29 protein-coding genes are annotated in these 25073 nt (G+C 44.3%); 11 read left to right on the top strand and 18 right to left on the bottom strand.

Translation table 11 applies throughout. The annotated features are described in order from the left end of the window. Positions 1-204: 204 nt before the first annotated feature. The gene (locus tag AC9UH7_RS03480) at positions 205-1131 is read left to right on the top strand and encodes an alpha/beta hydrolase (protein WP_509595116.1); all 927 of its coding nucleotides are present in this window, start codon (positions 205-207) and stop codon (positions 1129-1131) included. Between the two features lie 142 nt (positions 1132-1273). Here AC9UH7_RS03480 and AC9UH7_RS03475 read toward each other — a convergent pair whose 3' ends face one another. The 4 genes from AC9UH7_RS03475 to AC9UH7_RS03460 form a co-directional block, all read right to left on the bottom strand. Then, positions 1274-2710, bottom strand: a complete 1437-nt coding sequence (locus AC9UH7_RS03475) for a hypothetical protein (protein WP_509595113.1) — start codon at positions 2708-2710, stop codon at positions 1274-1276. Continuing rightward, positions 2707-3840, bottom strand: a complete 1134-nt coding sequence (locus AC9UH7_RS03470) for a trypsin-like serine protease (protein ID WP_509595111.1) — start codon at positions 3838-3840, stop codon at positions 2707-2709. Before AC9UH7_RS03470 ends, AC9UH7_RS03475 begins: the two co-directional genes overlap by 4 nt. Before the next feature lie 61 nt (positions 3841-3901). After that, the gene (locus tag AC9UH7_RS03465) at positions 3902-4792 is read right to left on the bottom strand and encodes a CE1 family esterase (protein ID WP_509595109.1); all 891 of its coding nucleotides are present in this window, start codon (positions 4790-4792) and stop codon (positions 3902-3904) included. A gap of 111 nt (positions 4793-4903) precedes the next feature. After that, positions 4904-5386: a hypothetical protein gene (locus AC9UH7_RS03460; protein WP_509595106.1), complete on the bottom strand. Its 483-nt coding sequence runs from the start codon at positions 5384-5386 to the stop codon at positions 4904-4906. A 187-nt stretch (positions 5387-5573) separates the two neighbouring features. Between AC9UH7_RS03460 and AC9UH7_RS03455 the strand changes: the two genes are divergently transcribed. Further along, positions 5574-6785 (top strand): hypothetical protein, encoded by a 1212-nt coding sequence (locus AC9UH7_RS03455; RefSeq protein WP_509595104.1) that lies wholly within the window; start codon positions 5574-5576, stop codon positions 6783-6785. Between the two features lie 54 nt (positions 6786-6839). Here AC9UH7_RS03455 and AC9UH7_RS03450 read toward each other — a convergent pair whose 3' ends face one another. Continuing rightward, positions 6840-7970, bottom strand: coding sequence for a hypothetical protein (locus AC9UH7_RS03450; protein ID WP_509595101.1), 1131 nt, complete (start codon positions 7968-7970; stop codon positions 6840-6842). A gap of 52 nt (positions 7971-8022) precedes the next feature. Continuing rightward, positions 8023-9390, bottom strand: a complete 1368-nt coding sequence (locus tag AC9UH7_RS03445) for a hypothetical protein (protein ID WP_509595098.1) — start codon at positions 9388-9390, stop codon at positions 8023-8025. A gap of 209 nt (positions 9391-9599) precedes the next feature. Here AC9UH7_RS03445 and AC9UH7_RS03440 point away from each other — a divergent pair, with 209 nt between their 5' ends. Both AC9UH7_RS03440 and AC9UH7_RS03435 read left to right on the top strand, forming a co-directional pair. Further along, on the top strand, positions 9600-11177 hold the full coding sequence (locus tag AC9UH7_RS03440; RefSeq protein WP_509595096.1) for a DUF1800 domain-containing protein: 1578 nt from the start codon (positions 9600-9602) through the stop codon (positions 11175-11177). Then, positions 11174-12748 (top strand): DUF1501 domain-containing protein, encoded by a 1575-nt coding sequence (locus tag AC9UH7_RS03435; protein ID WP_509595093.1) that lies wholly within the window; start codon positions 11174-11176, stop codon positions 12746-12748. The genes AC9UH7_RS03440 and AC9UH7_RS03435 overlap by 4 nt, the downstream gene beginning before the upstream one ends. Here AC9UH7_RS03435 and AC9UH7_RS03430 read toward each other — a convergent pair. Then, positions 12738-13307 carry a Rieske (2Fe-2S) protein gene (locus AC9UH7_RS03430; protein ID WP_509595092.1) on the bottom strand — a complete coding sequence of 190 codons (570 nt, stop codon included), beginning with the start codon at positions 13305-13307 and terminating at the stop codon, positions 12738-12740. The two genes, AC9UH7_RS03435 and AC9UH7_RS03430, sit on opposite strands and share 11 nt — an antisense overlap. Positions 13308-13400: 93 nt before the next feature. Between AC9UH7_RS03430 and AC9UH7_RS03425 the strand changes: the two genes are divergently transcribed. The 3 genes from AC9UH7_RS03425 (at position 13401) to AC9UH7_RS03415 (ending at position 14124) form a co-directional block, all read left to right on the top strand. Further along, a complete protein-coding gene (locus tag AC9UH7_RS03425; protein ID WP_509595090.1) occupies positions 13401-13634 on the top strand; it encodes a DUF2510 domain-containing protein in 234 nt (77 codons plus the stop codon). A gap of 24 nt (positions 13635-13658) precedes the next feature. Then, positions 13659-13817: a hypothetical protein gene (locus tag AC9UH7_RS03420; RefSeq protein WP_509595088.1), complete on the top strand. Its 159-nt coding sequence runs from the start codon at positions 13659-13661 to the stop codon at positions 13815-13817. A gap of 70 nt (positions 13818-13887) precedes the next feature. Beyond that, a complete protein-coding gene (locus AC9UH7_RS03415; protein WP_509595085.1) occupies positions 13888-14124 on the top strand; it encodes a DUF2510 domain-containing protein in 237 nt (78 codons plus the stop codon). 287 nt (positions 14125-14411) lie between these two features. On the opposite strand, the gene AC9UH7_RS03410 is transcribed toward AC9UH7_RS03415, so the two are convergent. Beyond that, complete coding sequence (locus AC9UH7_RS03410) at positions 14412-14990, bottom strand: beta-class carbonic anhydrase (protein WP_509595082.1); 579 nt, start codon at positions 14988-14990, stop codon at positions 14412-14414. Positions 14991-15150: 160 nt separating this feature from the next. Here AC9UH7_RS03410 and AC9UH7_RS03405 point away from each other — a divergent pair, with 160 nt between their 5' ends. Continuing rightward, the gene (locus tag AC9UH7_RS03405) at positions 15151-15471 is read left to right on the top strand and encodes a hypothetical protein (RefSeq protein ID WP_509595079.1); all 321 of its coding nucleotides are present in this window, start codon (positions 15151-15153) and stop codon (positions 15469-15471) included. Positions 15472-15533: 62 nt separating this feature from the next. Here AC9UH7_RS03405 and AC9UH7_RS03400 read toward each other — a convergent pair whose 3' ends face one another. Continuing rightward, the gene (locus AC9UH7_RS03400) at positions 15534-15899 is read right to left on the bottom strand and encodes a hypothetical protein (RefSeq protein WP_509595076.1); all 366 of its coding nucleotides are present in this window, start codon (positions 15897-15899) and stop codon (positions 15534-15536) included. A gap of 163 nt (positions 15900-16062) precedes the next feature. Here AC9UH7_RS03400 and msrB point away from each other — a divergent pair, with 163 nt between their 5' ends. After that, positions 16063-16467 (top strand): peptide-methionine (R)-S-oxide reductase MsrB, encoded by a 405-nt coding sequence (gene msrB, locus AC9UH7_RS03395; protein WP_509595073.1) that lies wholly within the window; start codon positions 16063-16065, stop codon positions 16465-16467. Here the strand turns inward: msrB and AC9UH7_RS03390 are convergent. The 5 genes from AC9UH7_RS03390 to AC9UH7_RS03370 all read right to left on the bottom strand — a co-directional run bounded on the left by AC9UH7_RS03390 (position 16464) and on the right by AC9UH7_RS03370 (position 20630). Continuing rightward, entirely contained in the window at positions 16464-16865 is a 402-nt protein-coding gene (locus tag AC9UH7_RS03390) for an arsenate reductase ArsC (RefSeq protein ID WP_509595071.1), read from the bottom strand. The two genes, msrB and AC9UH7_RS03390, sit on opposite strands and share 4 nt — an antisense overlap. After that, the gene (locus AC9UH7_RS03385; RefSeq protein ID WP_509595069.1) at positions 16855-17502 is read right to left on the bottom strand and encodes an aquaporin; all 648 of its coding nucleotides are present in this window, start codon (positions 17500-17502) and stop codon (positions 16855-16857) included. The genes AC9UH7_RS03390 and AC9UH7_RS03385 overlap by 11 nt, the downstream gene beginning before the upstream one ends. 93 nt (positions 17503-17595) lie before the next feature. Next, positions 17596-18087: an FKBP-type peptidyl-prolyl cis-trans isomerase gene (locus AC9UH7_RS03380; RefSeq protein ID WP_509595067.1), complete on the bottom strand. Its 492-nt coding sequence runs from the start codon at positions 18085-18087 to the stop codon at positions 17596-17598. A 14-nt stretch (positions 18088-18101) separates the two neighbouring features. Further along, entirely contained in the window at positions 18102-19427 is a 1326-nt protein-coding gene (gene argG / locus AC9UH7_RS03375) for an argininosuccinate synthase (protein ID WP_509595064.1), read from the bottom strand. A 9-nt stretch (positions 19428-19436) separates the two neighbouring features. Next, positions 19437-20630, bottom strand: a complete 1194-nt coding sequence (locus AC9UH7_RS03370; RefSeq protein ID WP_509595061.1) for a class I SAM-dependent methyltransferase — start codon at positions 20628-20630, stop codon at positions 19437-19439. 160 nt (positions 20631-20790) lie between these two features. On the opposite strand from AC9UH7_RS03370, the gene AC9UH7_RS03365 reads away from it, so the two are divergent. Both AC9UH7_RS03365 and AC9UH7_RS03360 read left to right on the top strand, forming a co-directional pair. Beyond that, positions 20791-22398 (top strand): glycoside hydrolase family 13 protein, encoded by a 1608-nt coding sequence (locus AC9UH7_RS03365; protein ID WP_509595058.1) that lies wholly within the window; start codon positions 20791-20793, stop codon positions 22396-22398. A 16-nt stretch (positions 22399-22414) separates the two neighbouring features. Then, entirely contained in the window at positions 22415-23317 is a 903-nt protein-coding gene (locus tag AC9UH7_RS03360; protein WP_509595055.1) for a TerC family protein, read from the top strand. Here AC9UH7_RS03360 and hpf read toward each other — a convergent pair. The 4 genes from hpf to AC9UH7_RS03340 all read right to left on the bottom strand — a co-directional run. Further along, a complete protein-coding gene (hpf, locus tag AC9UH7_RS03355; protein WP_509595052.1) occupies positions 23314-23655 on the bottom strand; it encodes a ribosome hibernation-promoting factor, HPF/YfiA family in 342 nt (113 codons plus the stop codon). The genes AC9UH7_RS03360 and hpf overlap by 4 nt on opposite strands. Before the next feature lie 2 nt (positions 23656-23657). After that, on the bottom strand, positions 23658-24053 hold the full coding sequence (locus AC9UH7_RS03350) for a hypothetical protein (protein ID WP_509595049.1): 396 nt from the start codon (positions 24051-24053) through the stop codon (positions 23658-23660). Further along, complete coding sequence (locus tag AC9UH7_RS03345; protein ID WP_509595046.1) at positions 24034-24183, bottom strand: hypothetical protein; 150 nt, start codon at positions 24181-24183, stop codon at positions 24034-24036. The genes AC9UH7_RS03350 and AC9UH7_RS03345 overlap by 20 nt, the downstream gene beginning before the upstream one ends. A 34-nt stretch (positions 24184-24217) precedes the next feature. Further along, positions 24218-25073, bottom strand: an 856-nt coding sequence (locus AC9UH7_RS03340; RefSeq protein ID WP_509595043.1) for a trans-sulfuration enzyme family protein, incomplete at its 5' end; no start/stop codon positions are given.

Here is a 25073-nt window from a genome sequence, read left to right as displayed (position 1 = left end):
AGAGTGAGGGCAACTAAGAGTCCTTTGGTAAGGCTCCCCTTGATTCGCATTCCAAAAGGGTAATGGGAGAATCAAGTCTTATGGGGGTTCGTGCGCTCAATTCTGGGGTCGGGGGTTCGAGTCCCTCGCCACCCACTTACGAGAGTAAGCCCGAGTTATAAATCAAAACCTTAAATGCTCTCAGGCTGTAATACCCTGTTGACCATGACAATTCATCCTCAGACCAAGGCTTACCTCGATTATGTCGCCGCCAACAATCCTATACCGGCTGATGCAACTTTAGAAGAGCGCCGAGCAGATGTTGCTGATTACCTCATGTTCGCAGGTCCTGTGTCTAATGATGTGCACACCGAACACACTTATTTCACTTCACCCACTGCTGATCTACATGCCGTGATTTATCGTCCTAAAAATCTTAAACCAAATGCGCCAGCTCTTGTTTATTTCCATGGCGGCGGTTGGGTATTTAGCTGGACACTTCGATATGCCCCACAGATGTCTAACATCGCAGCAGAGACTGGCTTTGTAGTGATTGGTATCAATTACCAAAAAGCTCCAGAACATCCATTTCCAACTCCATTTGATGATTGCTATGCAGGTCTGCTTTGGGTTGCAAAAAATGCTAATCGTTTTGGAATTGATCCAACAAAGATTGGCGTGGGAGGCGATAGCGCTGGAGGTAATTTAGCTGCAGCGGTTGCATTGAAGGCGGCAGATACTGGTGATGTGAAGTTGGCCTACCAAATGCTTATCTATCCATGCCTTGATACTAATTTTCAATCAAAATCATACCTTGAGCATGAAACCGGTTTTGGATTAGAAAGCGTGGGGATGCAGTGGTGTTGGAAAGCATATGTTCCTGAAGCGCACATGAACAATAAATATGCCATTCCTGCTCGAGCAACTACCTTTGAAAATGTTGCGCCAGCAATCATCGGCTTAGCCGAGCACGATGTCTTGCGAGATGATGGTGCTAACTATGCAGTTGCTCTTGAAAAAGCCGGAGTACCTGTAACCATCAAGGAGTATCCAGGGACGATTCATGGATTCTTTGGACATGGTTTCATGGTTGATGATGCTTACAACCTGCGTAAATGGCTGAGCGAGCAGTTAGTTAAGGCTGTTCAATAAGCAATCGTTTTAAATGAGTCCTGGCCACCCGCTTAGGTAAGTCAATTCGACTTCTATGTCCAAACCTTGGATGTGATTCAGGCCCTTGAATTGTGGATTTAAATGCCGGAGCTTTGTATCTAATATCTAAACTGTTGCGGTCTTAGCGAGAGATTCTTATTCGGTCATATTCGCCATGAAGTAAAAGTTGAATAGTCACTCCCCCGTAGGTAACAGAATCTCCTTCATGCAAAAGTGGATCAATGCTTGGCACTGCAGCACAGGAATATCTCTCCAGACTCCTTCCCGAAGGAACTATCGCGGTAAAAAACTCCTCTGTACTTCCAAGCTTTGCATCATAAAGATAGACAAGTACCCCATTGCGTTCAGTAGGTGTAAGACATGCAAATTTTGTTTCCCGCCGCGACTCAATAACAATTGCTTTTGAATCTGGTAGCGGAATGACTACCATTTTTATTCCGCTCTTTGAAATCTCAGGCAAAGGTACAAGGGTTATATCTACGGTGCTGATGTTTGACGCTTGTTGGCAGTAGATTTTTTCATCTGGTAACCATCCAAGTAGGAAGCGGAACCAAGCAGTAAGTTCTCTCTCTCCATCAGTACTGCCTTGGATATCATAAGTTTGGAAACTTGAAGAAACTCGTTGTGCACCAATTACTCCAGCACCTAAGCCTCGCGTGTATTCCTTTACCCAGTACGACCAGTAAGTTCTTCCTAAGTCTGAGCGATCGTAGAAGACGCCTGGAACTGTAAAGAAGCCAAATTTACTTCCCTCATTTGTTGTGTAGTCCCTTACAGCTGAGTCCCATGCATAACCCTTTACTGCCTCTCCTAAAACAGTTTGACCTTTAGGTAATATAAAGTGAACTGCCTGAACGTCGCGATAATCAACAACTTTGTCACTCTCAAAGATGAAGGTATTCCATAACTTGGCAATCTCAGGCTTTTGAACAGTTCCTGAAAGGGCGATTTCATAATCTTTGGAAACTCCTGGTAATCGAATCCAATCTTTTTGAACTTGCCAAATTACTTTTACTTTCCCGTCGGTAACCATCTCAATCCATGCAGAAGTCAGTTCCATTTGCTCTTGAACTCTAATCAAAAAGTCTGCTTCACCTGGTAAATCACTAAAGTCAATCGGTACCAAAGCCCACTTAATCGTGCCTGAATTTGCATATAAAGGTGGATCGATCCTTGGGAAGCCAGACCTAGCACCGCTTCCTGTCTGACTTGAAACTTCCCTTATCATGCAATCATCAACTCTCCCGCTTGGAATTGAGGGCGGTAGATAAGAAACAGGAGAAGTTCTCTGTTTTGCTCGACCTACGTTTGTTGGCGTGGGTGTTGGTGAAGAGGATTGAGTTGGCGTGGGTGTTGGTGTTGGCTTTTTGACGGCAACACCTTTGTTCCAAACTAACTTCTTGCCAGATTTAATGCAGGTGTACGTCTTACTCTGATAAACAACTTTTTGGTTCAAAACTTTGCAGGTACTGCCAGGAGTCACCTTTGGAGCAGAAACAGCGGTAAGTGGTATCAAGCTGAATACTGTGATGCAGAGTAGAAATGAAAGTCGTTTCATTTCTTTTTATAACCCTTTGGGCAAACTGGTTTAACTGCCGTTACTTTCTTTACTGACTTACCTTTTATGCATGTGATTGTTGTTTTCTTAAGCGCGGCTGCTTTAGCCGCTGCCAATTTATCTGCAATTGCTTTAGCTTCTGCCTCTTGTTTAGCCTTTAACTCCAATGCCGCTTTTGCTGCCGCTTCTGCTTCTTGCAAGGCTATGAGATCTGCTGCAGCCTTTGCTTCTGCAGCAGCAGATTCTCTTTTTCTGTCTTCCGCGACTATCGCCTCAGCAGTTTTCAGTAAATCTCGCAACTTAGAGTTAGGGTCGATCCAACTCATCGAGGGAAACCCATACCATCTTTCTGGTGGCGGACAATTGTTGTTAACTAATCCCAGTCCTGTCGTGCCAAGTACATATCGAACATTATCTTCTTCAACGAAAAATACAGAACCAGAATCTCCATCGCAAATATGACTTTGCTGTAGTTCACGATGTTGAACTATTCCATAAACTCCTGGTTTATTGATTTTTTGCCAATCCACATTTGGATATCGTCCGTAGAACTGAAGCACCGCTTCAGGTGACAATAAGGTGCCTGTTAGTTTATTTGGCGGCCTGTTCATCATTTCTTCATATGGTCTATTTCTTTGACTGCCATGAGTAATTCCATAACCAACCAACTCAACTTTTGACTTCTCTTTTGCGAAACGTTGCATTTGCTCTTCTGTTGCAAGCACAGCCTTCTTAGTGACTGGGATATCTTCACTCAGAATAATAATTGCGAGGTCATCAATGATGATGTTGTTTGCATAATCTGGGTAAACATATGTACTGGGGACAAGTACTTTTTTAACTTTATATTGTTTTTCCCCTGCTATGGTCACGATACCTGGTCGGTAGATGACACCTTCTCGTTCCCAATAGGCAATGCCCTGATTAATTTCGTCACCAATTACGTGCCCAACAGTGATAATGATTCTTTCAGAATACAAAAATCCAGAGCCACCTCTAACTTTGACCGCATTCGGATCACCGGTTGCATCTTGTCCAAATTCGACTGAATGAGCCAGAGAAGAATTGTTTAGCATCAGCCCAACCACAAGAGTGAGTGATGTTAAGAGATTACTCCGACTGATTCGCACTCCAAAAGGGTAGTGGGAAACTCTATTTTTTTGAGATCTTGAGTGGTCATTTCTCTTCTTACTATTGCTTCGGGTTAGCTAAGAGCCACTCAATTATTGCTTTGGGGAAAGTCGAACTAAATGCAGGTCCATGCAGTCCATCAACAATCTGCCAGCTCGTAACAGTTGAGTTAGTGCAGGTACTTTCAAATACTTTTGTTTCAGCGCCATCAATACTTTCGTCGATATCGATATTTTCCTTGGCCATAGGAGCTCCAGAACATTTATCGAGTTTGTGCCAGATATCAAGAGTTTGTTCAACTGATGTGTAGGAATTGCCAACGATCGCACCCCCGGTAAATCGGATCACCGAATCTGCAGTGCCATGTATTTCTAGAACGCTGACCGGCGATGAAATGGCGCAGTCATTACCCGCCACGTCCATTGCGCCTGCCACACCAACTATGGCCGCCACGGTATTGGGGTAGGTGCAGGCAAACTTATAACTCATAAAAGCGCCATTTGAATGACCGAAAATGTAAATACGTTTGGGATCGATGGCAACCTTTTCAGAAATCTCATCAATTAGAGACTTAAGGAACGCAGCATCATCAATATCGGTGCGATCAAAATTGCAGCAAGCACGCGAGGCATTCCAGAATTGATCTCCATTTGAGTTGCGCAAACCATCCGGGGCGGCATAGACAAAGCCGTTCTCACGTGCGACATTGCTGAGTCTTGAAAAACGTTGTTGACTTAAGCCATCGCCCATAAAGCCATGTAGGTCTAGCAATAGCGGAGCAGGATTATTTGCGTTATATCCAGTAGGGAGATCGACAGAAGTTGAACGGTCACCTCCAGCAAGAAATGAACCCTCTGTTATTGCAAGGTCATCGCCCTGCAAACTGAAGACACCATAACCAGCAACTACAAGAACAATTAAAGCTGTTGCAATGATGGATAATCTTTTCATAGTTCAATATAACCCAGACAATGGCAGGTTCTAGTCCCTCACCAACCACTTATTCAGGTGAGTGCGCCTGAGCAGTCCTTCATTTTAAGGCGATAACTTGGTGAGTATGAATTACCTAGCCTGCAAATCTTTCAACTCACGAAGTCCTCGCATTAAGAAAAATGATGCAAGTCCACGAAGTAGCGCAGTTTGAATCCACGAAATCACCCAAACAAGCAGAATTAGAAGTATCCCAGCAAAGAAAACCATGCCTGATGAAGTACCCGATGCAGCAACCAGGATCAGAGCAAGAATCATGATTCCTATAAAAATGTAGTTCAAAATATTTAAAGTGTCACCAATAGATTTGAATATCTTTGAAAATCGAACAACCTCATTTGCTGCATTCCCAAGCTGAGTGGGTAAATCAATCTTTTGCGTTGGCCTAGCTGAAATTTTTGGAACTGCAGGAGCGGGAACATCCTCCTCCGCTATCGTATTTTCTAATTGAGATTCAACTAACTGCGTGTTGTCCCAATCCAGCAATTTACTGCAGGTTACACAAGTGCCATCAAAATTTGGGACTGGCTTGCTGCATATGCATTTTTTTGTCATATTTAATTGTAGATTTTTTCAACTAAACAAGTCGCCATAGACACGAGGGATAGTTGGGGATTCGAAGCCCCCACAACTTACTCGCAAGCGTAAGTCCGAGAGAATCGATATGGCGATCTCTTGCTTGAACTAATCATCTTTGCTTTTGGTCATTGAATAAGAGCCCCTCCATGGCTTAAATTTAGACATGCGCAAAGACCTTCGGCTTGTTGCACCAATCATCATCTGGTCACTCTTGTTTGCTGGATCCTCCGCATTTGCCGCGGTTAAGGCAGGTTCAAAATGTGTAAAAGCTGGGGCAACTTCTATTTCTGGCGGAAAAAAATTCACCTGTGTTAAGTCGGGTACTAAGTTGGTGTGGAATAAAGGAGTTGCTATCAAGGCGACTGTAACTCCAACCCCTACTGCAAAACCAACCTCAGCTTCTCTTCCGCAATCGCCAGAAATCGAAAAACTGGATTCCTTGGTCTCTAGCGCATTCAAGGATGCAAAGCCAGCCAAAGTGACCATTGACTTACAAATTGGCCCCGGAAAGGAAGTTGCAATCTTGGGGGAAATTGCAAGGGAAAGTTTGGACAGTGCTCTACTAGTCGCTGGAATCTTAGGAATCGAATTTTCTAAACCAATCAAGGCATATGTTGGAACCCGCGATTGGCTAACTCCAAAGATGCCTGCCGGAACTTGGTGTACAGATCCTGTTATGGGTGTTCCGGGATATGGCTCTGGTGGATTTTGCGGTCTGGAATCAGGGGTAATTTTTATAAGCATTGATGGATATTTAGAAGGAGGCGGAAGTAACAGCAAGCGGGACTTCTCCAAAAATCCTGACAAAATTTTAGTTTCTTTTGGATTTGTTCACGAGATGGTGCATTGGATGCAGGGTGAGGCCACTGTGAAATTTGCCAATATGAAGGGTTTCTATAATTCGTATTGGCTAAATGAAGGCGGTGCAAACTTTGCTGCAATGATGGGGCAGGCATATATCTATAAGCTGCCTTTTTCAAAAATTAGAACATATATCGCTACCTACGGTGCGTGTATTTTCTCCAGTGATTCCCTCAAGCTCACTGACTACATAAGAAACACCGGGCAAAAAAATAATTGTGGTGCTTACTATTCCGGTTACTTGTGGAGTGAGTATCTAGTTGCAACCACAGGTGATATTGGATCACTTGTAAATCTAGCTAAACAACAGACAAAGGTAGATAGTGAGGTTGTCTGGGACCCAAACAAACCAGAGGAGTTCGAACAAAAACGACTTGCAGTGTCATTGAAATACCAATACGGAATAGAGTTTGAGGCTTTTGTCCGCGGGGCAGAGTTATATGGGAAAAATGCCTCCGAAAAATTGGGGATTTGGTTCAAAGCAAATCCCGAGTACTGGCCACGCAATCCCTGATTCTGTGTCCATTGGGTATTGCGGATTTTGTCTCCGTAAACTGGCGACCGTTGTTTAAGGAATTACAAATCCTTGATTTGCTAGAAATGGCTTAACTTCTACAAAGAAATCCTTAAGTGCTATGCCGTGAGCCAATTTGAAGGCTTCTTCAAAGGTCTTTCCTTGTGCAACATATTGATAATTTTTAAGGATTGCCTCAACGCCGCCATGCCAGGCAACAAGATAATCTGTCATTCTGCGACCAAGGCCGTATTCACATTGCCCAAGTTCTGAAAACCCAGTGGCATTATTGGTCTGCTGCCAATAAGTCCACGCTTTATTGCAATCACTATAGGACACAGGCGATTTCTCAAAACGGTTTAAATCTCCGTAGTTGTATTTACCTTTACTCATTAGCGATCTGACTAAGCCACCAAAGGTTGAGGCACTTCCCTCTCGATACCAGGAGGGATGGTATGGATAAAAGAGTGAATTATTAGGGTCGGTTCCGACAAGAGCAGCAACAAATTCAGCAATGTGGAATGTCTCATGTGCTGATTCAAACCATGAACCATCTACACCGGCAACCTTATTCATCCAGCCATTTAGATTAGAGATAACTAGCTTGCCGCATCCAACTTGTGCACCGGCACTCGTACTTGCTTGACCCACCAAGTTTGGACAGGTTGCCGCCATTTGTTTATCGGACCACTCCGTCGTTTCATACATGTAATACGTTGGAGAAACCATTCTTGGCAACATCTTCCCTAAGATTTCAAAAGACACTTCCGCACTTAGGCGATTTTCTTCATTGCGAAGATGTGATGGATTCTCGCTAATTACTTTCACCTTGTTGTTATCAAGTGCTGAAAGATAGGGAGTCCATTCCTTAACGATCGCATCCATCTTTAGATATAAATTGCGTTCAATATCTAACACCCCCGGGTATGCAACTTCTTGTGTTGGGGTTGCGGTTGGGGTTGGTGTGGGAGTCGGTTTTGGTTTCAAGGCGATGCCTTTATTCCATATCAACTTCTTACCAGATTTGACACATGAGTAAACCTTGTTTTGATAGGTAACCTTCTGCTTATAAACCTTGCAGATCGACCCTGGAGTTACCTTCTGAGCAGAAACTGCTGCTGTTGGAATTAATGTAACCGCAAGGAGAAAAAATAACCCTCTGGCAAAACTTCCCTTAATTCGCATTCTGAAAGGGTAGCGGGAAGATCAAACTAGGTGGGATCTTGTACAGTCATTTCTACCCCGAAAAGCAAACTCCCTTGTTGGCCTCAGGTAGGAAGCGATTGGGGTCAAGAGATTTACATCTAGGCAAGCTGAGCCAAGAACCATTCTCCTGAGCGATTTGGTATTCATTGTAAAGATATTCTGCCATTTCATCTAGGAAAGCCTCCTGAGGTTTTCCTAGATGCTTCGTAAAGGAGTTTTTCCAGCCAAGACTTTCAATATCTCTCATTAGATCTACTACACCTTTAAAGCCGATTTTTCCTACCAGCCATTCAGTTAGGACTGCGCCGTATTTATAAGGAGTGCCATCAGTTGGCAAGTTATCAGACCAGTCGTTGTAAGTGAGGCGAGGAACTGTGTTCTTGGAAATCCAAGCTGCGAAGCTTTCTTTTGTCATCTTTGCATTCCTGTTATCGCCACCACCAGGGAACCAACTTTGCGCGCGATGGCGAACGAAGTACTCGGGCTCATCCATTGCTGCCATTATCAGTCCGAAATACTCCGCAGCGCCCTCCATAAACCAGACTGGATTCTCGCGGATGTAGTGGTTTCCAGAAAGGTCAAACTGAATTTGATGAAACCACTCATGTTCTATTCTTGGGAAAAAACTATCTGTCGAGAAAATCATTGGTTCCAGAAGGACGTATGAATGCGTCACGGAAGCAGCGGGTGAAAGCATTGGTGCCAAAATCGGACGCCAGCTTCCTTCGCTTTCATAGGCTGCTGCTTGGTAGATGAAATAACTTAGTTGACTCTCTGCTTGACTTCGACACCAATCTATTGTGAAAGATGCTGAACGTGGAGCCATCACTTGACACTTCTCGATTATTTGATCTTTCAAAGCAAGATCTAGGTAGATTTTCGTGCGAGTTACTTTATGGAATCTTTCCCACTGCAAAACTGCATTATCTAACTTGCGCTTTGATCCGATAACAATCTCTTGCGGCACAGAACTTCCAAACCAATATTCAATTTTACTCTCTGGCTTTCCGGTAGCTGGATTTGATCGCCACTCATCAAACATTTTCAAACCATTCGATCCTGTTTTCTTAAATCTCTCGTAAAAGGTCAAGGGTGCAAGGGTGGGAGTTGGTGTGGGAGTTGGTGTGGGAGTTGGTGTGGGAGTTGGTGTGGGAGTTGGTGTGGGAGTTGGTGTGGGAGTTGGTGTGGGAGTTGGTGTGCGAGTTGGGGTGGGAGTTGGTGTTGGTTTTGGTTTCAAGGCGATCCCTTTATTCCATATCAACTTCTTCCCAGACTTGATACAGGTATAGGTTTTGCTGGCATAAATCACTTTTTGATTCAATGCTTTGCAAGTACTTCCTGGGGTTACTTTTTGTGCTGAAAAAGAAGTAACCGGAACCAGGGTGAGGGCAAGTGCCATCAACAAAACTCTGCTAACTCGCCTGCTTCCCTGCACTCCAAAATGGTAATGGGAAAAGTATTTAAATGGGGCGACAGAGCAGTGAATTCTTCTTTCCCTACCCAAAAACTAACTTCTGCCTAGTCATGATCGACACATGCTCACGCATGATTGACCCTGAATTACCCATAAACCTTCTTATTGGGAAAGGCCCGCTGTAACCTAGCCTTATGGAATCTAGTTGGGGCGCTGGTACAACATCACCATCGAGTGACCCCACTATTCATTTGCTCCATAGATTTACATATGGGCCAACAAAGGATTCAGTCGCAGAAGTTACCAAGATTGGCGCAGATGCGTGGTTTGATAAACAACTAGATCATCTAGCGTTAACGGATACTAAGGTAGAGAGCTACCTAGCAAAGTGGGATATTTTCAATTACATCCACAAAGATATGAATTACTTGTGGCCTTTGGCTGAATCTGAAGGAGATATGGCTAAAGGTCAGATATTTTACATAAATCATTTGTCCGGCAGAGTTCTACATCTCTACACCCTAATTCAGCAAACTCATTCTGAGCGACAGATCTTTGAAATAATGGTCGAGTTCTGGCACGACCATTTGAACATTACAACACTTGGAGATGAGACTAAAGACGGCAATCTCGATTGGCATACCAACGATTGGAATAAGCGAGTAATTCGCCAACACGCTTTAGGAAGATTCGAAGATTTATTACAAGCTTCAGCGCTGCATCCAGCGATGATTGTTTATTTAGATGGTGAGTTAAGTACTAAAGAGCAACCTAATGAAAATTTTGGGCGTGAATTACTAGAACTTTATACAGTGACCCCAAAATCTGGCTATACCCAATCAGACATTATTAACGCGGCAAAGTTGTTTTCAGGTTTGCGGGTGAAGTGGCCTGAGCGCTGGTACCAAAGAGGCCCAAGAACACGTCCTTGGGGCACCACCTTCAAAGATGTTTCGCCCTTTTCGACCATGTTGCATGGAGAGCGTCAAAACTATGGCACTTTCAAAATTATGGGTTGGCAGCAAACAGTTACAACTCTTGATCAAGTTCTCCCTGCAATCCAGTCACTTCTTAAGTATTTGGCGGCCCACCCTGAGACAGCAAAAGCTATTGCTCTAAAACTTGGCCGTCGCTTTGTTGAAGATGTGCCCTCACAAAAATTCATCAGCGATATTGCAGCTTCCTACACCGCAAGTAATGGGGATATTAAGGCTGTTTTAAAGGCTGTCTATCAACACCCTGATTTCAAAAATGCTGTGGGTAAGAAATTGAAGCGCCCGGGTGAGGATTATGTTTCTGTTGCTCGAACACTCAATGTCTTTCCTAATTTCACAAGAGTGCAAAAGTGGAAAGGTATGACCAAAGAGTTTTCATATCCTGCAGTCGTGCCCGATGAACTTAAACGTATGGGGCATGCTCCTTTATCCTGGCCATTTCCTGATGGCTATCCAGATGTTGCAGCCAGCTGGGTAAATGCAAACCATCAAGTACTGCGTTGGAATGTTTATGGACATTTCCTTCAAGGAAATACTTGGAACCAACCTGCTTTGGATTCGTTATTAGCGACTCGAGAGACGAACCTAGATCGGCAAATAGATCAGGTTGCTCAATTAATCCTGTTTAAGGAGTTAGGGAGCGCAGATCGTGCTGCGGTAAGAAATGCGGTTACCAAAGCTTTTGGTCCAAATCCTGACATGAATAATTACTACCGTGATATCACTGGCCTGATTGCACGACTGATATTTCAATTGCCAGTTTGGAGCCTGAGATGATTCCTGATGATGCAATAAAGAATTGCCCTGAGGGACGAGAAGGGTTTTCTCGTAGGCAGTTCCTGCGCGGTGCAGCTCTATTTGGTGGAATGACAGTCCTTTCTGCAAGTGGAATTAGATACACCTTTGCCGCCACCACTAACGAAGTTCCTGATGTGGTCGTTACTCTCGTGCTTCGTGGAGGATTTGATTCCTTAAGCGCCGTTGTTCCAACAGATGAAAACTTGATGCGAAAAGTTCGAGGCGAGATCTTCATTCCTAATTCAAGTTTGTTGCCGCTGGATCGCGAGTTTGGTCTGCATCCTGCTCTTAAAAAGTTTATGCCGTTGTGGGAGGCTAAAGAGCTCGCCATTGTAAATACGCTCGGCGCACCAACACATTCACGCAGTCACTTTGATGAAATTTCAGATGTTGCCTATGCCGCTTATGGTGAAAAAGATAAGCGCAGCGGGTGGATTGCCCGCTTCTTAGATGTGGCTGGCAACGGCTCTGCGGTGCAATCTGTTGGAATTGGGTCAACCACGCGACAACTTATTGGTGGCAAAGCAGCACCAGTAAATGTTGAATCCATTAATAACTTTAGATTGGATTCCGTTTTTGGATACAAGGCAGAGGACTTAGCTGGCTTTATCGACGAAACGCATGGCCGATGGACAAATATTTGGGCGACTCAAGCAAAATCAACTATTGCAGCGTTAGATCAAATTGCTATGGCTAGTGCACAGAAAAGTGTTGTCACTTATCCAAATACCGGAACAGGTAATCGATTTAGAGATGTGGCGGCGTTGTTAAAGGCAGGCATTGGCGTGCGCGCGGTCGATATTGAATTCCAAGGTGACTGGGATATGCACGCCAATATGGGAACTCTTGATGATGGTTGGCTCACCTCATATTTGGCAGACCTTGCTGGATCTATTTCTGCATTCAGAGAAGATCTTGGCGTTCTCTGGTCCAGAGTAACTGTTGTAACAGTCACTGAATTTGGAAGAAGAGTTAGTCAGAATCAATCAGCTGGAACAGACCATGGTTGGGGTTCAAGCACCTTTGTTGCAGGTGGTGGTGTAAACGGTGGAAAGATTCATGGAAGATTCCCTGGTTTAGATAATAAGCAACTCAAAGATGGTGATCTAGTTGTTACTGCAGACTACCGAAGCCTGCTATCAGAAATTCTCACACGTCGTGCTGGCATTACCGCAGAAGGTGCTGCGCAAGTATTTCCAAACTTCAGACCAGAAGTGCTCTCAGTTATGAAGCATCTTTCTGAAACTCCACTTCCAGAGAATTTTCCAACCAGAGTTCAGACCGCACTTGGAAATGTTGCTTATGATCCAGATAAATTACCAATAGCAGCACCGGTCGCATCAGGTACTCCAACGCCAACAAACACTGTTGAGGCAACTCCTTCACCGACTCCAACTGCCAAGCCAAGTAATTCAAGTTCTCCAGTTGCAACTGCGTCTCCAACTACAAAAAGTAATAAGAAGACCATCACCTGTGTTAAAAATGGCAAAACAATCAGAGTGACCGGAACTAATCCGAAGTGTCCAACGGGTTATAAAATCAAGAAATAATAATTCTTATCTCTCCATTAACTTCTTGCGTGCGATAACTTTTGAGTGGTTCGACAGCTGGTCCACGCACTACTGCCCCATCTTCAGGGTTAAATGCTGATCCATGTGCCGGACATTGCAATAGTGATTCACTCAAAACACAGGGTGCTCCTGCATGAGTGCATCTGGTATCAAAAGCAACAACGCCGCGAGAAGTGCGAGTAAGTGAATAGCTAGTTGAAATACCGAATGAATCCTTTAGTTTAAATACTTTTGTTTGACGCAGAGTCAGCTCTGCACTCTTTGCAATGACTACGCCCTCAAGGACTGCAGTTTGTGTTGGTTGAGGAGTAGCAGCTTCGGTTGGACTCTTAGTGGGTGTTGGCGAAGCAGTTTGTTTGCTCGAAGTCGGCGTTGGAGATGAAATCGCTTTTGGTTCGGTCGGCGTAGGCGATGGGCTTTTTGGCTTCGGACTCGGTGATGCTTCCTTCTTGCTCAAGAGTTCAGTTCTTTGAACAATTGCACCGAGCATCAGAGCGCCGGCGAGTGCGAGAAATACCCTGCGAGAGTTCTGCGTCACGACTTCAATGCTAGTGGTCATGTTTTGGAAATCTGAGCGTGGTGCTTCCCAATCTGAGAGCCTTCGTGTAACACTAGTCACAGGAGGAAGACCATGAATTCTCAAATACCTAGCGGTTGGTACCCAGATCCATCGGGTCTCAACTGTGAGCGCTTTTGGGATGGCCAAGACTGGACAGAGCAAACTCGACCAGTTTCGATCCTTCCGAACAGACCACCTCCACAGGTAAAGCCCAACAATCCAGGATTTGATTCCTCAGAGAAGACTCTCTTGGTTGTTATTGTGGTTTTAATTGTTGTGGCGGCACTGTTTAGCTCAGGATACTAACCAAACAACGAAAGGCATCAAACTATGGAAATACTAGTTCTGCTCGTATGGGTCGCTTGTGCAGCATTCTGCTACAGCCAGGCAAAGAAGAAGAACCTCAATGTCGGACTTTGGACAGTTTTGGGACTTCTATTCGGAGTATTCGCAGTGATTGGCGTTTCAGTTTCTTCTGCAAAGTCATAGATAATTGAACTCAGCCACGATAACTTTAGTTGTCGTGGCTGAGTTTATTTACACATAGAACGGAGTTATTGTGCAATCAGCAGTACCTGCCGGTTGGTATAGAGATCCCGATGGTAATGAATGTGAAAGATATTGGGATGGCAATAACTGGAGTTTAAAAACAAGACCCCTCATCACATCTGTTTCTCAAACTCCCCAGCCCAACAATGAGATTTCAGCAGGTTGGTGGATCGCTTTAGCAATTTGTGGAATTTTTGCAATTGCCATACTTCTGCTTATGTCTCAAGACTCTTCGTATTATTACTAACGGCAGTTTGAAAGGTACCAATCGCTTTCCGATATTGTCCAAGAAGTAGAACTCCCAATAGCATCGCACTTAGCTTGATTGTTTGAACAGCCAGTCACTACTGAAGTAAGCACAAGTACTGATGCAAATATAGACATCGCTTTTAATTTGAATATTTTAAATTATCTCTCCTTTTCGAATAATGAATTAAAGCACAGTGACAACATCCATGTGGTGAGATTACTTCACAACAATACAAAAGACACCCTTGCTAATCTTGCGGCAAGGGTGTCTTTTATTAATGCTTGCTACTTAGCTGCGCCTGCTTCTTTTGCTCCTGGAACCTCAAGTAGCTTTCCTGTTTCAACTTCATAGACAAAGCCATGAATAGGAATGTTCTTCGGAACCAGTGGGTGGCGACGAATGCGCTCAACATCTTCTACAACTGCCTTATTACGATCAGCAATAGTCAGCCAGTCAATGTATGCCGCTTCAGTTGATCCTGGACCTTTACCGACATCATAGAAACCTTCTTCTCCAAGAGCTGCAGTTTCAAGACTCTTCGAAAGTAGTCCTCGCATGATTTCGTCTGTGAAAAACTCCATGCCGCAATTGCTGTGGTGGATTACAAACCATTCTTTAGTTCCAAGTAGTTTGTAGGAGATCACTAGTGAACGAATTGCATCATCTGAGGCGCGAGCACCAGCGTTACGAATAACGTGCGCATCGCCTTCGGATAGTCCGGCATACTTTGCTGGATCTAGACGTGCATCCATGCAGGTAAGAACTGCAAATTGGCGAGCTGGTGGTAAAGCCAACTTCCCTTTTTCCCCAAAGCGTTCGACATACTTCTTGTTTGCATCTAATACTTCATTTAGAACTGACATTAAACTCTCCGATTTCAGATCTATCAAGAGGCACTCTCCTGTTACCTGGCAAAAATTAGCAGGGAATGCAAAATAGATCTCAATACCTTTTGGCAGGTGCGAATTACATGCAGGTGCAATTGGCCATGCGATATACCAAGTTAGGATTTACACTTCTGGCATGTTAGGTGGAGTAAACAACGCGCTGTTCTTGCAATCCTTCGGCGGATTCGTTGGCCTTGCCATTTTGATTCTTGTTTTAAAGTGGGGTTTTTCATCGAATAGGAAAATGATCGTGACTCCCATTAAGGCAGGGAAAAAGGATCAATACGGATTACTAAGTCCTTTGCCAACCCCCAGCAATTACATCGAGGCCCAGATGGCGTTGCAAAAACTTGTTGATTCAAACATCAAGGCAACACTGACTCAAACCCTTGATGGACCACAAATAATGGTCTTTGAAAAAGACTTAAGGGCCGCAACCGCGATTCTCAATAACTAGAAACTAGCAATTTTGAATCTGGCGCGACCCTTAAGTCGATCCTTACAAATATTTCTTATGTATTAAGGACGTACTGGCTTTGTAAGCTTTGCGGGAATCGCTGCTAACGCTGCTGCAACACTTGCCTTAAATGCTTCACGAGCAGCCTGGCGTTCTTCTTTAGTAGTTGCAGCTGCCTTAGCTGCATCAAAAGTGACCTTTGCTGCTGCGATGCTTGCCTTGGCAGTTGCAATGGCTGCTTGACGTGCTTCGCGTCCAGCTTTGAATTGTGCTTTTGCCGCTTCAATAGCAGCCTTCTGCTCTGGTGTAAGTGCAACCTTCTTAACAGTCGAAGTTGTTGGCTCCGCTGCAAATGATCCTGATACACCCGCAAGTGAGATTGCTATTGCTGCAGTAATTACTGCACCGCTCTTCATTACTTTGTTCATTTCTGTCCCCCAAACTTTGACATAGATGTCTAGGAAAAAAGATACATGGCACTGGGTGAATCCCAAGCAAATTATTGCTGAGAAATTACTTTGAATGGCCGATTAAATGAGGCTGTTACGCGCAAATTCTGCAAACTAGGGGTCCCTGCCCTAAGGTTTTGACATGGAAAAAGTGACTATCGATGAAGCAGCCCTCAAGGCTCGAGTTGGAGATCTCGCCTATGACGTTTTACGTAACGCTGCAACCGAACGTCCTTTCACTGGCGAATACACCGACACTGAGTTAGTCGGCTCCTATCGCTGCAAGGCGTGTAACGCTGAACTATTTAAAAGTGAGACAAAGTTTCATAGCGGTTGCGGATGGCCTTCTTTTTATTCACCAACTGCAGATGATGCGGTCACATTGATTGAGGATCGCTCACTTGCTCCTCGTATTCGCACAGAGGTCCGTTGCGCAGCCTGTGATTCACACCTTGGCCATGTATTTAAGGGTGAAGGCTATGACGTTCCAACTGATGAGCGTTGGTGCATTAACTCTGTGGCTATGTATTTAGAGCAGAAGGATTAAGCTAAAAGTTCAGCAAGCAGTTGCTCTACTCGCTTTTTAATTTCATCTCGAATCACGCGCACAGGCTCAATGCCTTGTCCTGCAGGATCATCTAGGACCCAATCTTCATAGCGCTTACCTGGGTAGAACGGGCACACATCTCCGCACCCCATAGTGATCACAGCATCTGATTCTTGAACCGCTTCAGTTGTTAAGACTTTTGGAGTGTTGTTTGCAATATCAATTCCAACTTCAGCCATCGCTTCAACTGCGATCGGATTGATTGAATCCTTTGGCGCACTTCCTGCAGAAAGAACTTCTACCCGGCCTTGGCCAAGCTCGCGCATGAAACCTGCTGCCATCTGTGAACGGCCCGCATTGTGGACGCAGACGAAGAGAACTGTTGGTTTACTTGTCATGAGTAAGCACCTTCGTTAGGCCCAGGCCAATTATGGCACCGAGAATTTGAGCAGCGATAAATTTAGAAACGCATCCAGGTGCTATACCTGCAAAAGAGTCAGAGAAAATACGACCGACAGTCACAGCAGGATTTGCAAAGGATGTTGAACTTGTGAAGAAGTAAGCACTGCCAATCCATGAAGCAACAATGACCGGGATCAGGCCCGTCTTTTCTTGGTGGATCATGAGATTAATAATCAAGATCAAACCAGCAGTTGCGACTATTTCACCTAAGTATTGGTTTCCACCACTACGAACCTTTGTGGAGATTTCATAAAGAGGATGGCTAAACATGGCATTTGCCAAAACGGCACCTGCAATAGCGCCAGCGGTTTGAGCGAACACATACTGAATAAAGGTTACAAAGTTCGTGCGCTTTTGAATCAAATCGACCATCGTTACAACTGGATTAAAGTTTGCGCCGCTAATTGGCCCTAAGACTTGGATTAACACTGCCAGCCCAAATACTGTTGAAATGGTGTTGATCAGCAGTTGCACACCAATATCTTCAGAGAGATTAGTTGCCATAATTCCTGAGCCAACGACAATTGCTACAAGGGTTGCCGTTCCTAGGAACTCCCCGATTACCTTCTTCATGTCCGCAGAGTACAACTCCTAAGCAAACGAATGGTTAACAAACACAAAACCCCACTGACCAGTGGTGGCCAATGGGGTTTTGCTTAAGGCTAATTAAGAAACAACGATGATGTCTACAACAAATATCAATGTTTCTGCTTGAAGAGGGTGACCAGCTACAGGGCCATAACCTACTGAAGGAGGGATAACTAGAAGACGGCTACCACCAACTTTTGCCCCCGGTAATCCTTGCTGCCATCCTGTGATTACGCCATTTAGTGGGAATGTTGCAGGCTCTCCACTGGTCCACGATGATTCAAGTATTTCCCCAGTAGACCACTGCATCAATGTGTAATGAACTGTGAGCGTCGATGTTGGAAGAATTTCGGTTCCATTTCCGATAACGATGTCTTCTGACTTCAACTCTGTAGGTGCAGGGCCTTCTATGCCAGTTGGTACGATTTTTTCAGCAACCAACTGCTTGATTTGATCTGCGGTTAATTCTGTTGGCACTCTGTCTTTCCCTCCTAGAGCTGTAAATGATGCAAATGCAATTGCTAGTACCGCCAAAGCTGCAAATACTTTTATCAGGGTCTTTCTTGGCATTTTTTTCCTCTTCTTTACTCTATTTCGCTTATTAATTTTAACTCCCCCTCACCAATCTGACCTTGTGCCCGATACAACTCTAATTTAGCGCGAGTGTCCTCAATATCAAGATTACGCATGGTTAATTGACCGATGCGATCTACTGGCCCAAAGGCAGCATTTTCTGTTCGTTCCATTGAAAGCTTCTCAGGGTGATAGCTAAGTCCTGGGCCAGTCGTGTTAATAATTGAATAATCATCACCACGGCGCATTCGAATGGTCACCTCACCAGTGACGACAGATGCGACCCAGCGCATTAAAGATTCACGGAGCATTAACGCCTGTGGGTCAAACCATCGGCCCTCATAGAGAAGGCGGCCAAGACGGCGACCCTCTGCGTGGTAGTTAGCAATTGTGTCTTCGTTGTGGATTGCACTAATTAAGCGCTCGTATGCAATGAAAAGCAGCGCCATTCCTGGTGCTTCATAAATTCCACGACTCTTAGCCTCAATTATGCGGTTCTCAATTTGATCTGCCATTCCAAGTCCGTGGCGCCCGCCTACTGCATTTGCTTCCTTCATTAAATCAACAATGTCATCAAAGGACTTTCCGTTGATAGAAGCAGGGCGACCTTGCACAAATGAAATAGTCACATCTTCTGTGTCAATCTTTACCGCAGGATCCCAAAAGCGAACACCCATGATTGGTTGCACTAGCTCAACTGAAGTGTCTAGGTTTTCTAAGCTCTTTGCTTCATGGGTTGCACCCAAAATATTTGCATCTGTTGAATAGGCTTTTTCAGTACTGTCTCGATATGGAAGACCATGTGTGACTAACCATTCAGACATTTCCTTACGTCCACCTAGTTCGGTGACAAAATCCTGATCTAGCCATGGCTTATAAATACGTAAGTTTGGATTTGCAAGTAGTCCATAGCGATAGAAACGCTCAATGTCGTTTCCTTTATATGTTGAACCATCTCCCCAGATTTCAACTGAATCTAAATGCATGGCACGAACAAGCATTGTTCCTGTTACCGCACGACCAAGGGGTGTTGTGTTGAAATACTGCTTTCCGCCGGAGCGAATATGAAACGCACCGCAAGCAATAGCAGCAATTCCTTCTTCAACAAGTGCACCCTTGCAATCAACAAGACGTGAAATCTCTGCGCCATATTCCTTGGCACGACCTGGTACTGAATCAATATCTGGCTCGTCATATTGACCAAGATCTGCTGTGTATGTGCAAGGGACTGCCCCCTTCTCGCGCATCCATGCAACAGCAACTGAGGTATCCAGTCCACCAGAAAAAGCAATACCTACTTTTTCTCCAACTGGGAGGGAGGCAAGGACCTTAGACATGCAGCAAGTCTAACGGATGTTAAGTGTTGGAAGTTTCTGCTCCAAGGCCGGAGTAATGCCCCATTGCGCTGTAATTTCTAGATATCTATCGATCTCTGACTTCTCTGGCTTTGCATCTGTCTTAACTGCACGAATCATCAAATTTCGCGGGGTGTGCTCTCCCCCAACAAACTCAATAATTTCAACTCGATATCCAACTATTCTCAATAACTGCGCTCGTAATGAATCGGTCAAAAGATCACCAAGGCGCTCTTTCATCAACCCAAATTTAGTAATTGCACCCCAAGGTTCTGGTGCTCTATCGATTTGCTTTTGAATATCGTGATGGCAACAAGGAGCAATGAACAATAGTTTTGCTTGGCCATTAATTGCCCAAGCAATTGCATCATCTGTTGCAGTGTCACAAGCGTGCAGGGCGATAGCTACATCTGCCGTATCTGATGTTGTTTTTGATATTTCCTCTGCCTTGAAATGTATTGTCTTTGAAATACCTAGCTTTTGGGCGATGGCATTATTGCGATCTCTAGATTCTTCACGGATATCAATTCCTGTGACTACGACTGGGATTCCGGATTTCATAAGGTATTGGTGTGCTGCAAAAGTTAAATAGGCATGTCCACAACCCAGATCTGTAATTCGCAAGGGGTTTTCTGTAGTTGGTTTATGAATTTGGCCAGCTTCAATTGCCGAGTTAAGTGTGGGTGAAAGTAAGCGAAGGAACTCTTCTACTTGCTTGTATTTATCCTGTCTGGAGGGCTTGATGACGCCTTTGGCATCTGCAATACCAACCTCGTGCAGAAATGGATCACCAGCATCTAGTAATCGATTCTTCTTTTTATCATGTGACAAGTTTTGCTCAGCATCACGCTTTTCTGTGTGCACTTGAGCATCACCACTTTTAGTAATGCGCACAGAATAAGCCTCGTTTGTTGATTCGACCGTTATGTTTGCGTATCCGCTATCTAATAGCTCATCGACTGCAACCTGATTGGGTAAAAGATTCTTTGTAGTCGTTGCGCGTCCATCATTTTGCATCAACTGTAGGTTTAAAACACCTTTGATCTCAACTAGTCGAACATCTATACGCTCATACTCGACCTGCATATTGCGACGGCGACCAGACAAGACTGCTCGAACAAAAGTAGAGGTATCTAAAATTCTAGAACTTGCCTGAATTAAGGCATCCTCTTTTGACAGTTGCATAATTTCGCAAGTGTATCGTTTAAGCATTACGTGATTAATGAGCCGAGCCTGCCTGTGCTACTGAGCCCACCACAAAAAACGTTATAAAAGTGCAACCTTTCGGTGCTCGTTACACGCTTTTTACATTGTCACAGAATTACCCATTCCGTAGCCTTCCATCATGAAATCTTCTCCATGGTGGAAAGAAGCAACCATCTATCAGATCTATCCTCGGTCATTTTTTGATAGTAATGGCGATGGCGAAGGTGATCTTCCTGGGATAACTTCAAAGCTTGAATATGTGAAGTCATTAGGAGTAGATGCAATTTGGCTTAGCCCTTTTTACACCTCACCAAATAAAGATGGTGGCTATGACGTTGCTGATCCTCGTGATGTGGATCCACGTTTTGGAGATTTAGCAGATGCAATAAAAATGATTGAAGTTGCACATTCCTTGGATTTACGTGTCTTGGTAGATGTGGTCCCCAATCATTTTTCAGATCAACACGTGTGGTTCCAGGAGGCATTAAAGGCTGGACGTGGCTCGGTGGAACGTTCACGTTTTCACTTCTATGATGCAAATCCAGACGGTTCTTTGCCTAATAACTGGATTTCACTATTTGGCGGACCAACATGGACACAAGTTGAAGATGGTCAGTTCTACTTGCATTTATTTGATTCTTCACAGCCCGATCTCAATTGGGAAAATCCTGAAGTAGCTGAAGATTTTGAAAAGACATTGCGCTTTTGGCTAGACATTGGTGTTGATGGTTTTCGAATTGACGTTGCACATGGTTTAGTTAAAGAGGATGTTCTTAAAGATCATCCGGATCCACAAGGCTTAAGTGATGCATTGCGTCTGGATATGCCAATGGATCCTGAAAGACGATATGCCTTGTTGCCAACAGTGCCATTTTTTGATCGCCAAGGGGTTCATGAGATCTATCGTGAGTGGCGCAATCTCTTTAATTCCTATGGTGATCGCGAGGTGATGGCTGTTGCAGAAGCATGGGTTCATCCACCAGTTAATTCCACCCGCTATGTGCGCCCAGATGAGTTGCATCAAGTCTTTAACTTTGACCTTTTAGATGCTCCCTTTAATTCAGTACATCTTTACGATGTCATTAGTCGCTCTATTGATTTGATGAATACGGTGGATGCATTACCTACCTGGGCATTGAGCAATCACGATTCACCTCGAGTTGCATCACGGGTTGGTGAGCAAGAATCACGAGCACTTTCGCTCTTTGTCTTTGCTTTACCTGGTTCAACCTATGTCTATGCGGGTCAAGAACTTGGACTGCCAGATGGCCTCATCCCAGATGAATCCCGACAGGATCCAATCTATTTCCGCACAGAAGGTCTGCAAAAGGGACGAGATGGTGCGCGAGTTCCATTGCCTTGGAATGGTGACAAAGCTCCATTTGGATTTACATCTGGAACTCCTTGGTTACCAATGCAAGATAGTTGGAAGGATTCAACAATTGATAAGCAATCTTCAGAACCAAAAAGCTCACTGAACTTGTATCGAAATGCACTCAATTTACGTGCTGAACATTTAGTAAATACAGGAGAAATAGAGTGGCTAGAGAGCCCTCATCATGGTGAAAAGGGTTCTTCTCTACTGGCATTTCAGAGAGGAAATGTGTCCGTATACATGAATCTGGAGAATTCACCCCTTGAGGTTGAAATCACAGGCAAAGTGTTGATCGTGAGCGCGGGAGTTCCTGATGGTCGCGATGGAAAGATAACAATTCCACCAATTTCAACGATGTGGGTTCAACACTAACTGGCACAATAACGCCATGGAATCCACGACAATCTGGCTGCTCACACTTGGCGGTTTGTCTGCCGTAATCCTCTTTGACTTAATTCTTGCAGTGTTACGTCGCAATAAAGAAACCACGATGACCGAAGCAGGTATTTGGACAATCGTCTATGTCACCGCTGCCTTAGTTTTTGGTTACTTCCTGCCCAACTGGACCACAGATCCAAATGCACAAAAAGAGTTTTATGCAGGTTGGTTAACAGAATATGCATTGTCAGTAGACAACATCTTTGTTTTTGTAATCATCTTAAGTCGGCTTCAGGTTGAAAAGACTAAACAACAGTTGGTATTACTCTTGGGAATTATCATCGCGCTAGTACTTCGTGGTGGTTTCATTGCTGCCGGAAGTGCGATTATTGAAAAATTCTCATGGGCCTTCTTTATTTTTGGAGCCTTCCTGATCTTTACCGCATACAGACTCTTGACCGAGCATGGTGGCGATGAGGAATGGAAAGAGGATCGCCTGGTCACCTTCTTGCGTAAAAAAGGTGCATCGACCTTCACAATTGCCTTAATTTCACTTGGCTTTACAGATTTAATCTTTGCTCTTGATTCGATCCCAGCCATCTTTGGAATTACCCGTGACCCATACATAGTTGTGTGTGCAAACATCTTTGCTCTCATGGGGTTACGACAGTTGTATTTCTTGTTACAAGGTCTATTGGAGCGCTTGGTCTTTCTATCCAAGGGCCTCTCATTCATTCTGGCATTTATCGGCCTTAAGATGATTATTGAGGCTTTCCATGGCATCGGAATTCATGAGATAACACTTCCACACATCACGATTGAAGCAAGCCTTGGAGTAATTGTTCTTACCTTGATTGTTACAGCAACCGCAAGTCTTACCGCAACCCGCAAAGATGGAAGCGAAATCGTTTAGAGATCTGATTTCATTTTTCGTAGAGTTTCACGGTCATAGTCCTTGGTGCGTTCGTGAATTTTTCGAATCTGAAGTGCAAAAGCTTTAATAGCAGTATCAAAAGCAGCCAAATCATTGAACTCCGCTGCCTCTGCGCGTATTAATGGTCCTGAGCCATGAGTAGTAAGTACAACTCTATGAGAATGCTTGCCCTGTTGAGGATTTGCTTCGTGAAGAACCTCAACTTCGACGCGATCAATAACTACGCTAAATCGCTCCATGCTACTGAGTTTTTCTTCCGCGATTGATTTGAAATCTTCTGCTAAGTCTGCGTGCCGTGTATGAATTAGAATCTTCATACTTAGAAGGGTAGTACTAAGACCACCGCTGTCGCTAGAGATGCCAGAAGAAAAGATTTACCAAGAATTTTTAGTGCTGTCACTCGGTCAGCTTGTCGATCTTCCTTGCTGGTAACTTTCTTTATGTCCCCCAGCTTGCCAATGTTAAAGGTTCCAGCAAATCCATATGCCAGACAAAACTTGCTGCGTGATTGCACAAAGCCAATTGAGGCAACAAATAGGGGAAAGAAGATTCCTAAGTGAAATTCTGCTGGAGAATCAAAGAAAGCATAAACAAAAAGAGTCATTACAGAAACGATTAAACCAACTACTGCAACTAGTTGCCTGCGGCGAATTTCACCTTTCCCAATATTGCAACTTCCAGGAATGTATTCGTAATCAGGCATCTTCAAATTCATCTTCGTCGACCCATGAATCGGCAACTGAGTCCTCTTGCTGCTCTACCCAAGAAAGAAATGAACCGACCGCCTTGAAGGCCAAAATCGCCACTGTCGCTGCTGCGAATATTCGACGAAAGAGTTTGAACATAGGATAAAAATACTCTCTTTTTCTGAATATTTCTTTACAGAACCTTTAAAGCTTTCTCAATGTCTTGCCACAAATCATCAACATGCTCACAACCGACAGAGAGCCGAATCAATTGCTCAGGAACAGAAGGACTCTCAAGAGCCCACCGGCGACGCCTTTCCCAGAGTGATTCAATCCCACCAAGACTGGTTGCATGGGTGATCAAATCGGATGACTCACAGACTTTTTCTGCATCTTCTGCAGTTCCATCCACTTCAAATGAAATCACCGCACCAAAACCTGGATAGCGAACTTTGGTCACCTTTGAGTGCTTGCTCAGGCGAGCAACCAATTCCTTTGCATTGCCTTCTGCTGCCCTAAAGCGAATTGGAAATGTTCTAATTCCCCGTAGTGCAAGCCATGCCTCGAAAGGTCCTGGAACAGAACCGTTAAACCGGCGAGCTTGATCTAATCGGGCCAAGAGTGCCTCATCGTTAGTTGATAGTGACCCCAGGACAACATCACTGTGGCCAGCCAGAAACTTTGTGACCGAATGCATGACGATGTCGGCACCCATTGCTAACGGCTTTTGAACCAGCGGTGTAGCAAAGGTGTTATCAACGGCAACACCAATACCTAGTTTCTTCGCAGCTGTTATCAATGCGGGAAGATCTGCAACATCTAGGCAAGGATTTGTTGGCGATTCCAGCCAGACTAATGCTGCACCCTTCATTGCATTGATTACTTCTTCAGTGTTTGTAATTTCAACAAAGCGAACTTCTAACCGTCCTGATGCATGAAATTGATTCAGCAATCCCATAACTCCGCTATATCCCTGATTGGATGCAACAACTGGTGCTCCAATTGGGAGAATAGAAAACACTGCACTAACGGCAGCCATGCCAGAAGAA

The sequence above is a fragment of the Candidatus Planktophila sp. genome, from assembly GCF_044348745.1.
GTDB lineage: Bacteria > Actinomycetota > Actinomycetes > Nanopelagicales > Nanopelagicaceae > Planktophila.
This window is presented reverse-complemented; position numbering and strand designations above follow the sequence as displayed.

Coding starts and splice junctions, on each gene's coding strand:
- AC9UH7_RS03380 (WP_509595067.1), bottom strand. CDS start 18,087: ATGCCAAGAAAGACCCTGATAAAAGTATTTGCAGCTTTGGCGGTACTA.
- AC9UH7_RS03350 (WP_509595049.1), bottom strand. CDS start 24,053: ATGAATTTGAAGATGCCTGATTACGAATACATTCCTGGAAGTTGCAAT.
- AC9UH7_RS03405 (WP_509595079.1), top strand. CDS start 15,151: ATGTTAGGTGGAGTAAACAACGCGCTGTTCTTGCAATCCTTCGGCGGA.
- AC9UH7_RS03360 (WP_509595055.1), top strand. CDS start 22,415: ATGGAATCCACGACAATCTGGCTGCTCACACTTGGCGGTTTGTCTGCC.
- AC9UH7_RS03435 (WP_509595093.1), top strand. CDS start 11,174: ATGATTCCTGATGATGCAATAAAGAATTGCCCTGAGGGACGAGAAGGG.
- AC9UH7_RS03465 (WP_509595109.1), bottom strand. CDS start 4,792: ATGAAAAGATTATCCATCATTGCAACAGCTTTAATTGTTCTTGTAGTT.
- AC9UH7_RS03455 (WP_509595104.1), top strand. CDS start 5,574: ATGCGCAAAGACCTTCGGCTTGTTGCACCAATCATCATCTGGTCACTC.
- AC9UH7_RS03425 (WP_509595090.1), top strand. CDS start 13,401: ATGAATTCTCAAATACCTAGCGGTTGGTACCCAGATCCATCGGGTCTC.
- argG (WP_509595064.1), bottom strand. CDS start 19,427: ATGTCTAAGGTCCTTGCCTCCCTCCCAGTTGGAGAAAAAGTAGGTATT.
- AC9UH7_RS03480 (WP_509595116.1), top strand. CDS start 205: ATGACAATTCATCCTCAGACCAAGGCTTACCTCGATTATGTCGCCGCC.
- AC9UH7_RS03450 (WP_509595101.1), bottom strand. CDS start 7,970: ATGCGAATTAAGGGAAGTTTTGCCAGAGGGTTATTTTTTCTCCTTGCG.
- AC9UH7_RS03440 (WP_509595096.1), top strand. CDS start 9,600: ATGGAATCTAGTTGGGGCGCTGGTACAACATCACCATCGAGTGACCCC.
- AC9UH7_RS03365 (WP_509595058.1), top strand. CDS start 20,791: ATGAAATCTTCTCCATGGTGGAAAGAAGCAACCATCTATCAGATCTAT.
- AC9UH7_RS03410 (WP_509595082.1), bottom strand. CDS start 14,990: ATGTCAGTTCTAAATGAAGTATTAGATGCAAACAAGAAGTATGTCGAA.
- AC9UH7_RS03345 (WP_509595046.1), bottom strand. CDS start 24,183: ATGTTCAAACTCTTTCGTCGAATATTCGCAGCAGCGACAGTGGCGATT.
- AC9UH7_RS03370 (WP_509595061.1), bottom strand. CDS start 20,630: ATGCAACTGTCAAAAGAGGATGCCTTAATTCAGGCAAGTTCTAGAATT.
- AC9UH7_RS03390 (WP_509595071.1), bottom strand. CDS start 16,865: ATGACAAGTAAACCAACAGTTCTCTTCGTCTGCGTCCACAATGCGGGC.
- AC9UH7_RS03400 (WP_509595076.1), bottom strand. CDS start 15,899: ATGAACAAAGTAATGAAGAGCGGTGCAGTAATTACTGCAGCAATAGCA.
- AC9UH7_RS03475 (WP_509595113.1), bottom strand. CDS start 2,710: ATGAAACGACTTTCATTTCTACTCTGCATCACAGTATTCAGCTTGATA.
- AC9UH7_RS03445 (WP_509595098.1), bottom strand. CDS start 9,390: ATGGCACTTGCCCTCACCCTGGTTCCGGTTACTTCTTTTTCAGCACAA.
- AC9UH7_RS03460 (WP_509595106.1), bottom strand. CDS start 5,386: ATGACAAAAAAATGCATATGCAGCAAGCCAGTCCCAAATTTTGATGGC.
- AC9UH7_RS03420 (WP_509595088.1), top strand. CDS start 13,659: ATGGAAATACTAGTTCTGCTCGTATGGGTCGCTTGTGCAGCATTCTGC.
- hpf (WP_509595052.1), bottom strand. CDS start 23,655: ATGAAGATTCTAATTCATACACGGCACGCAGACTTAGCAGAAGATTTC.
- msrB (WP_509595073.1), top strand. CDS start 16,063: ATGGAAAAAGTGACTATCGATGAAGCAGCCCTCAAGGCTCGAGTTGGA.
- AC9UH7_RS03385 (WP_509595069.1), bottom strand. CDS start 17,502: ATGAAGAAGGTAATCGGGGAGTTCCTAGGAACGGCAACCCTTGTAGCA.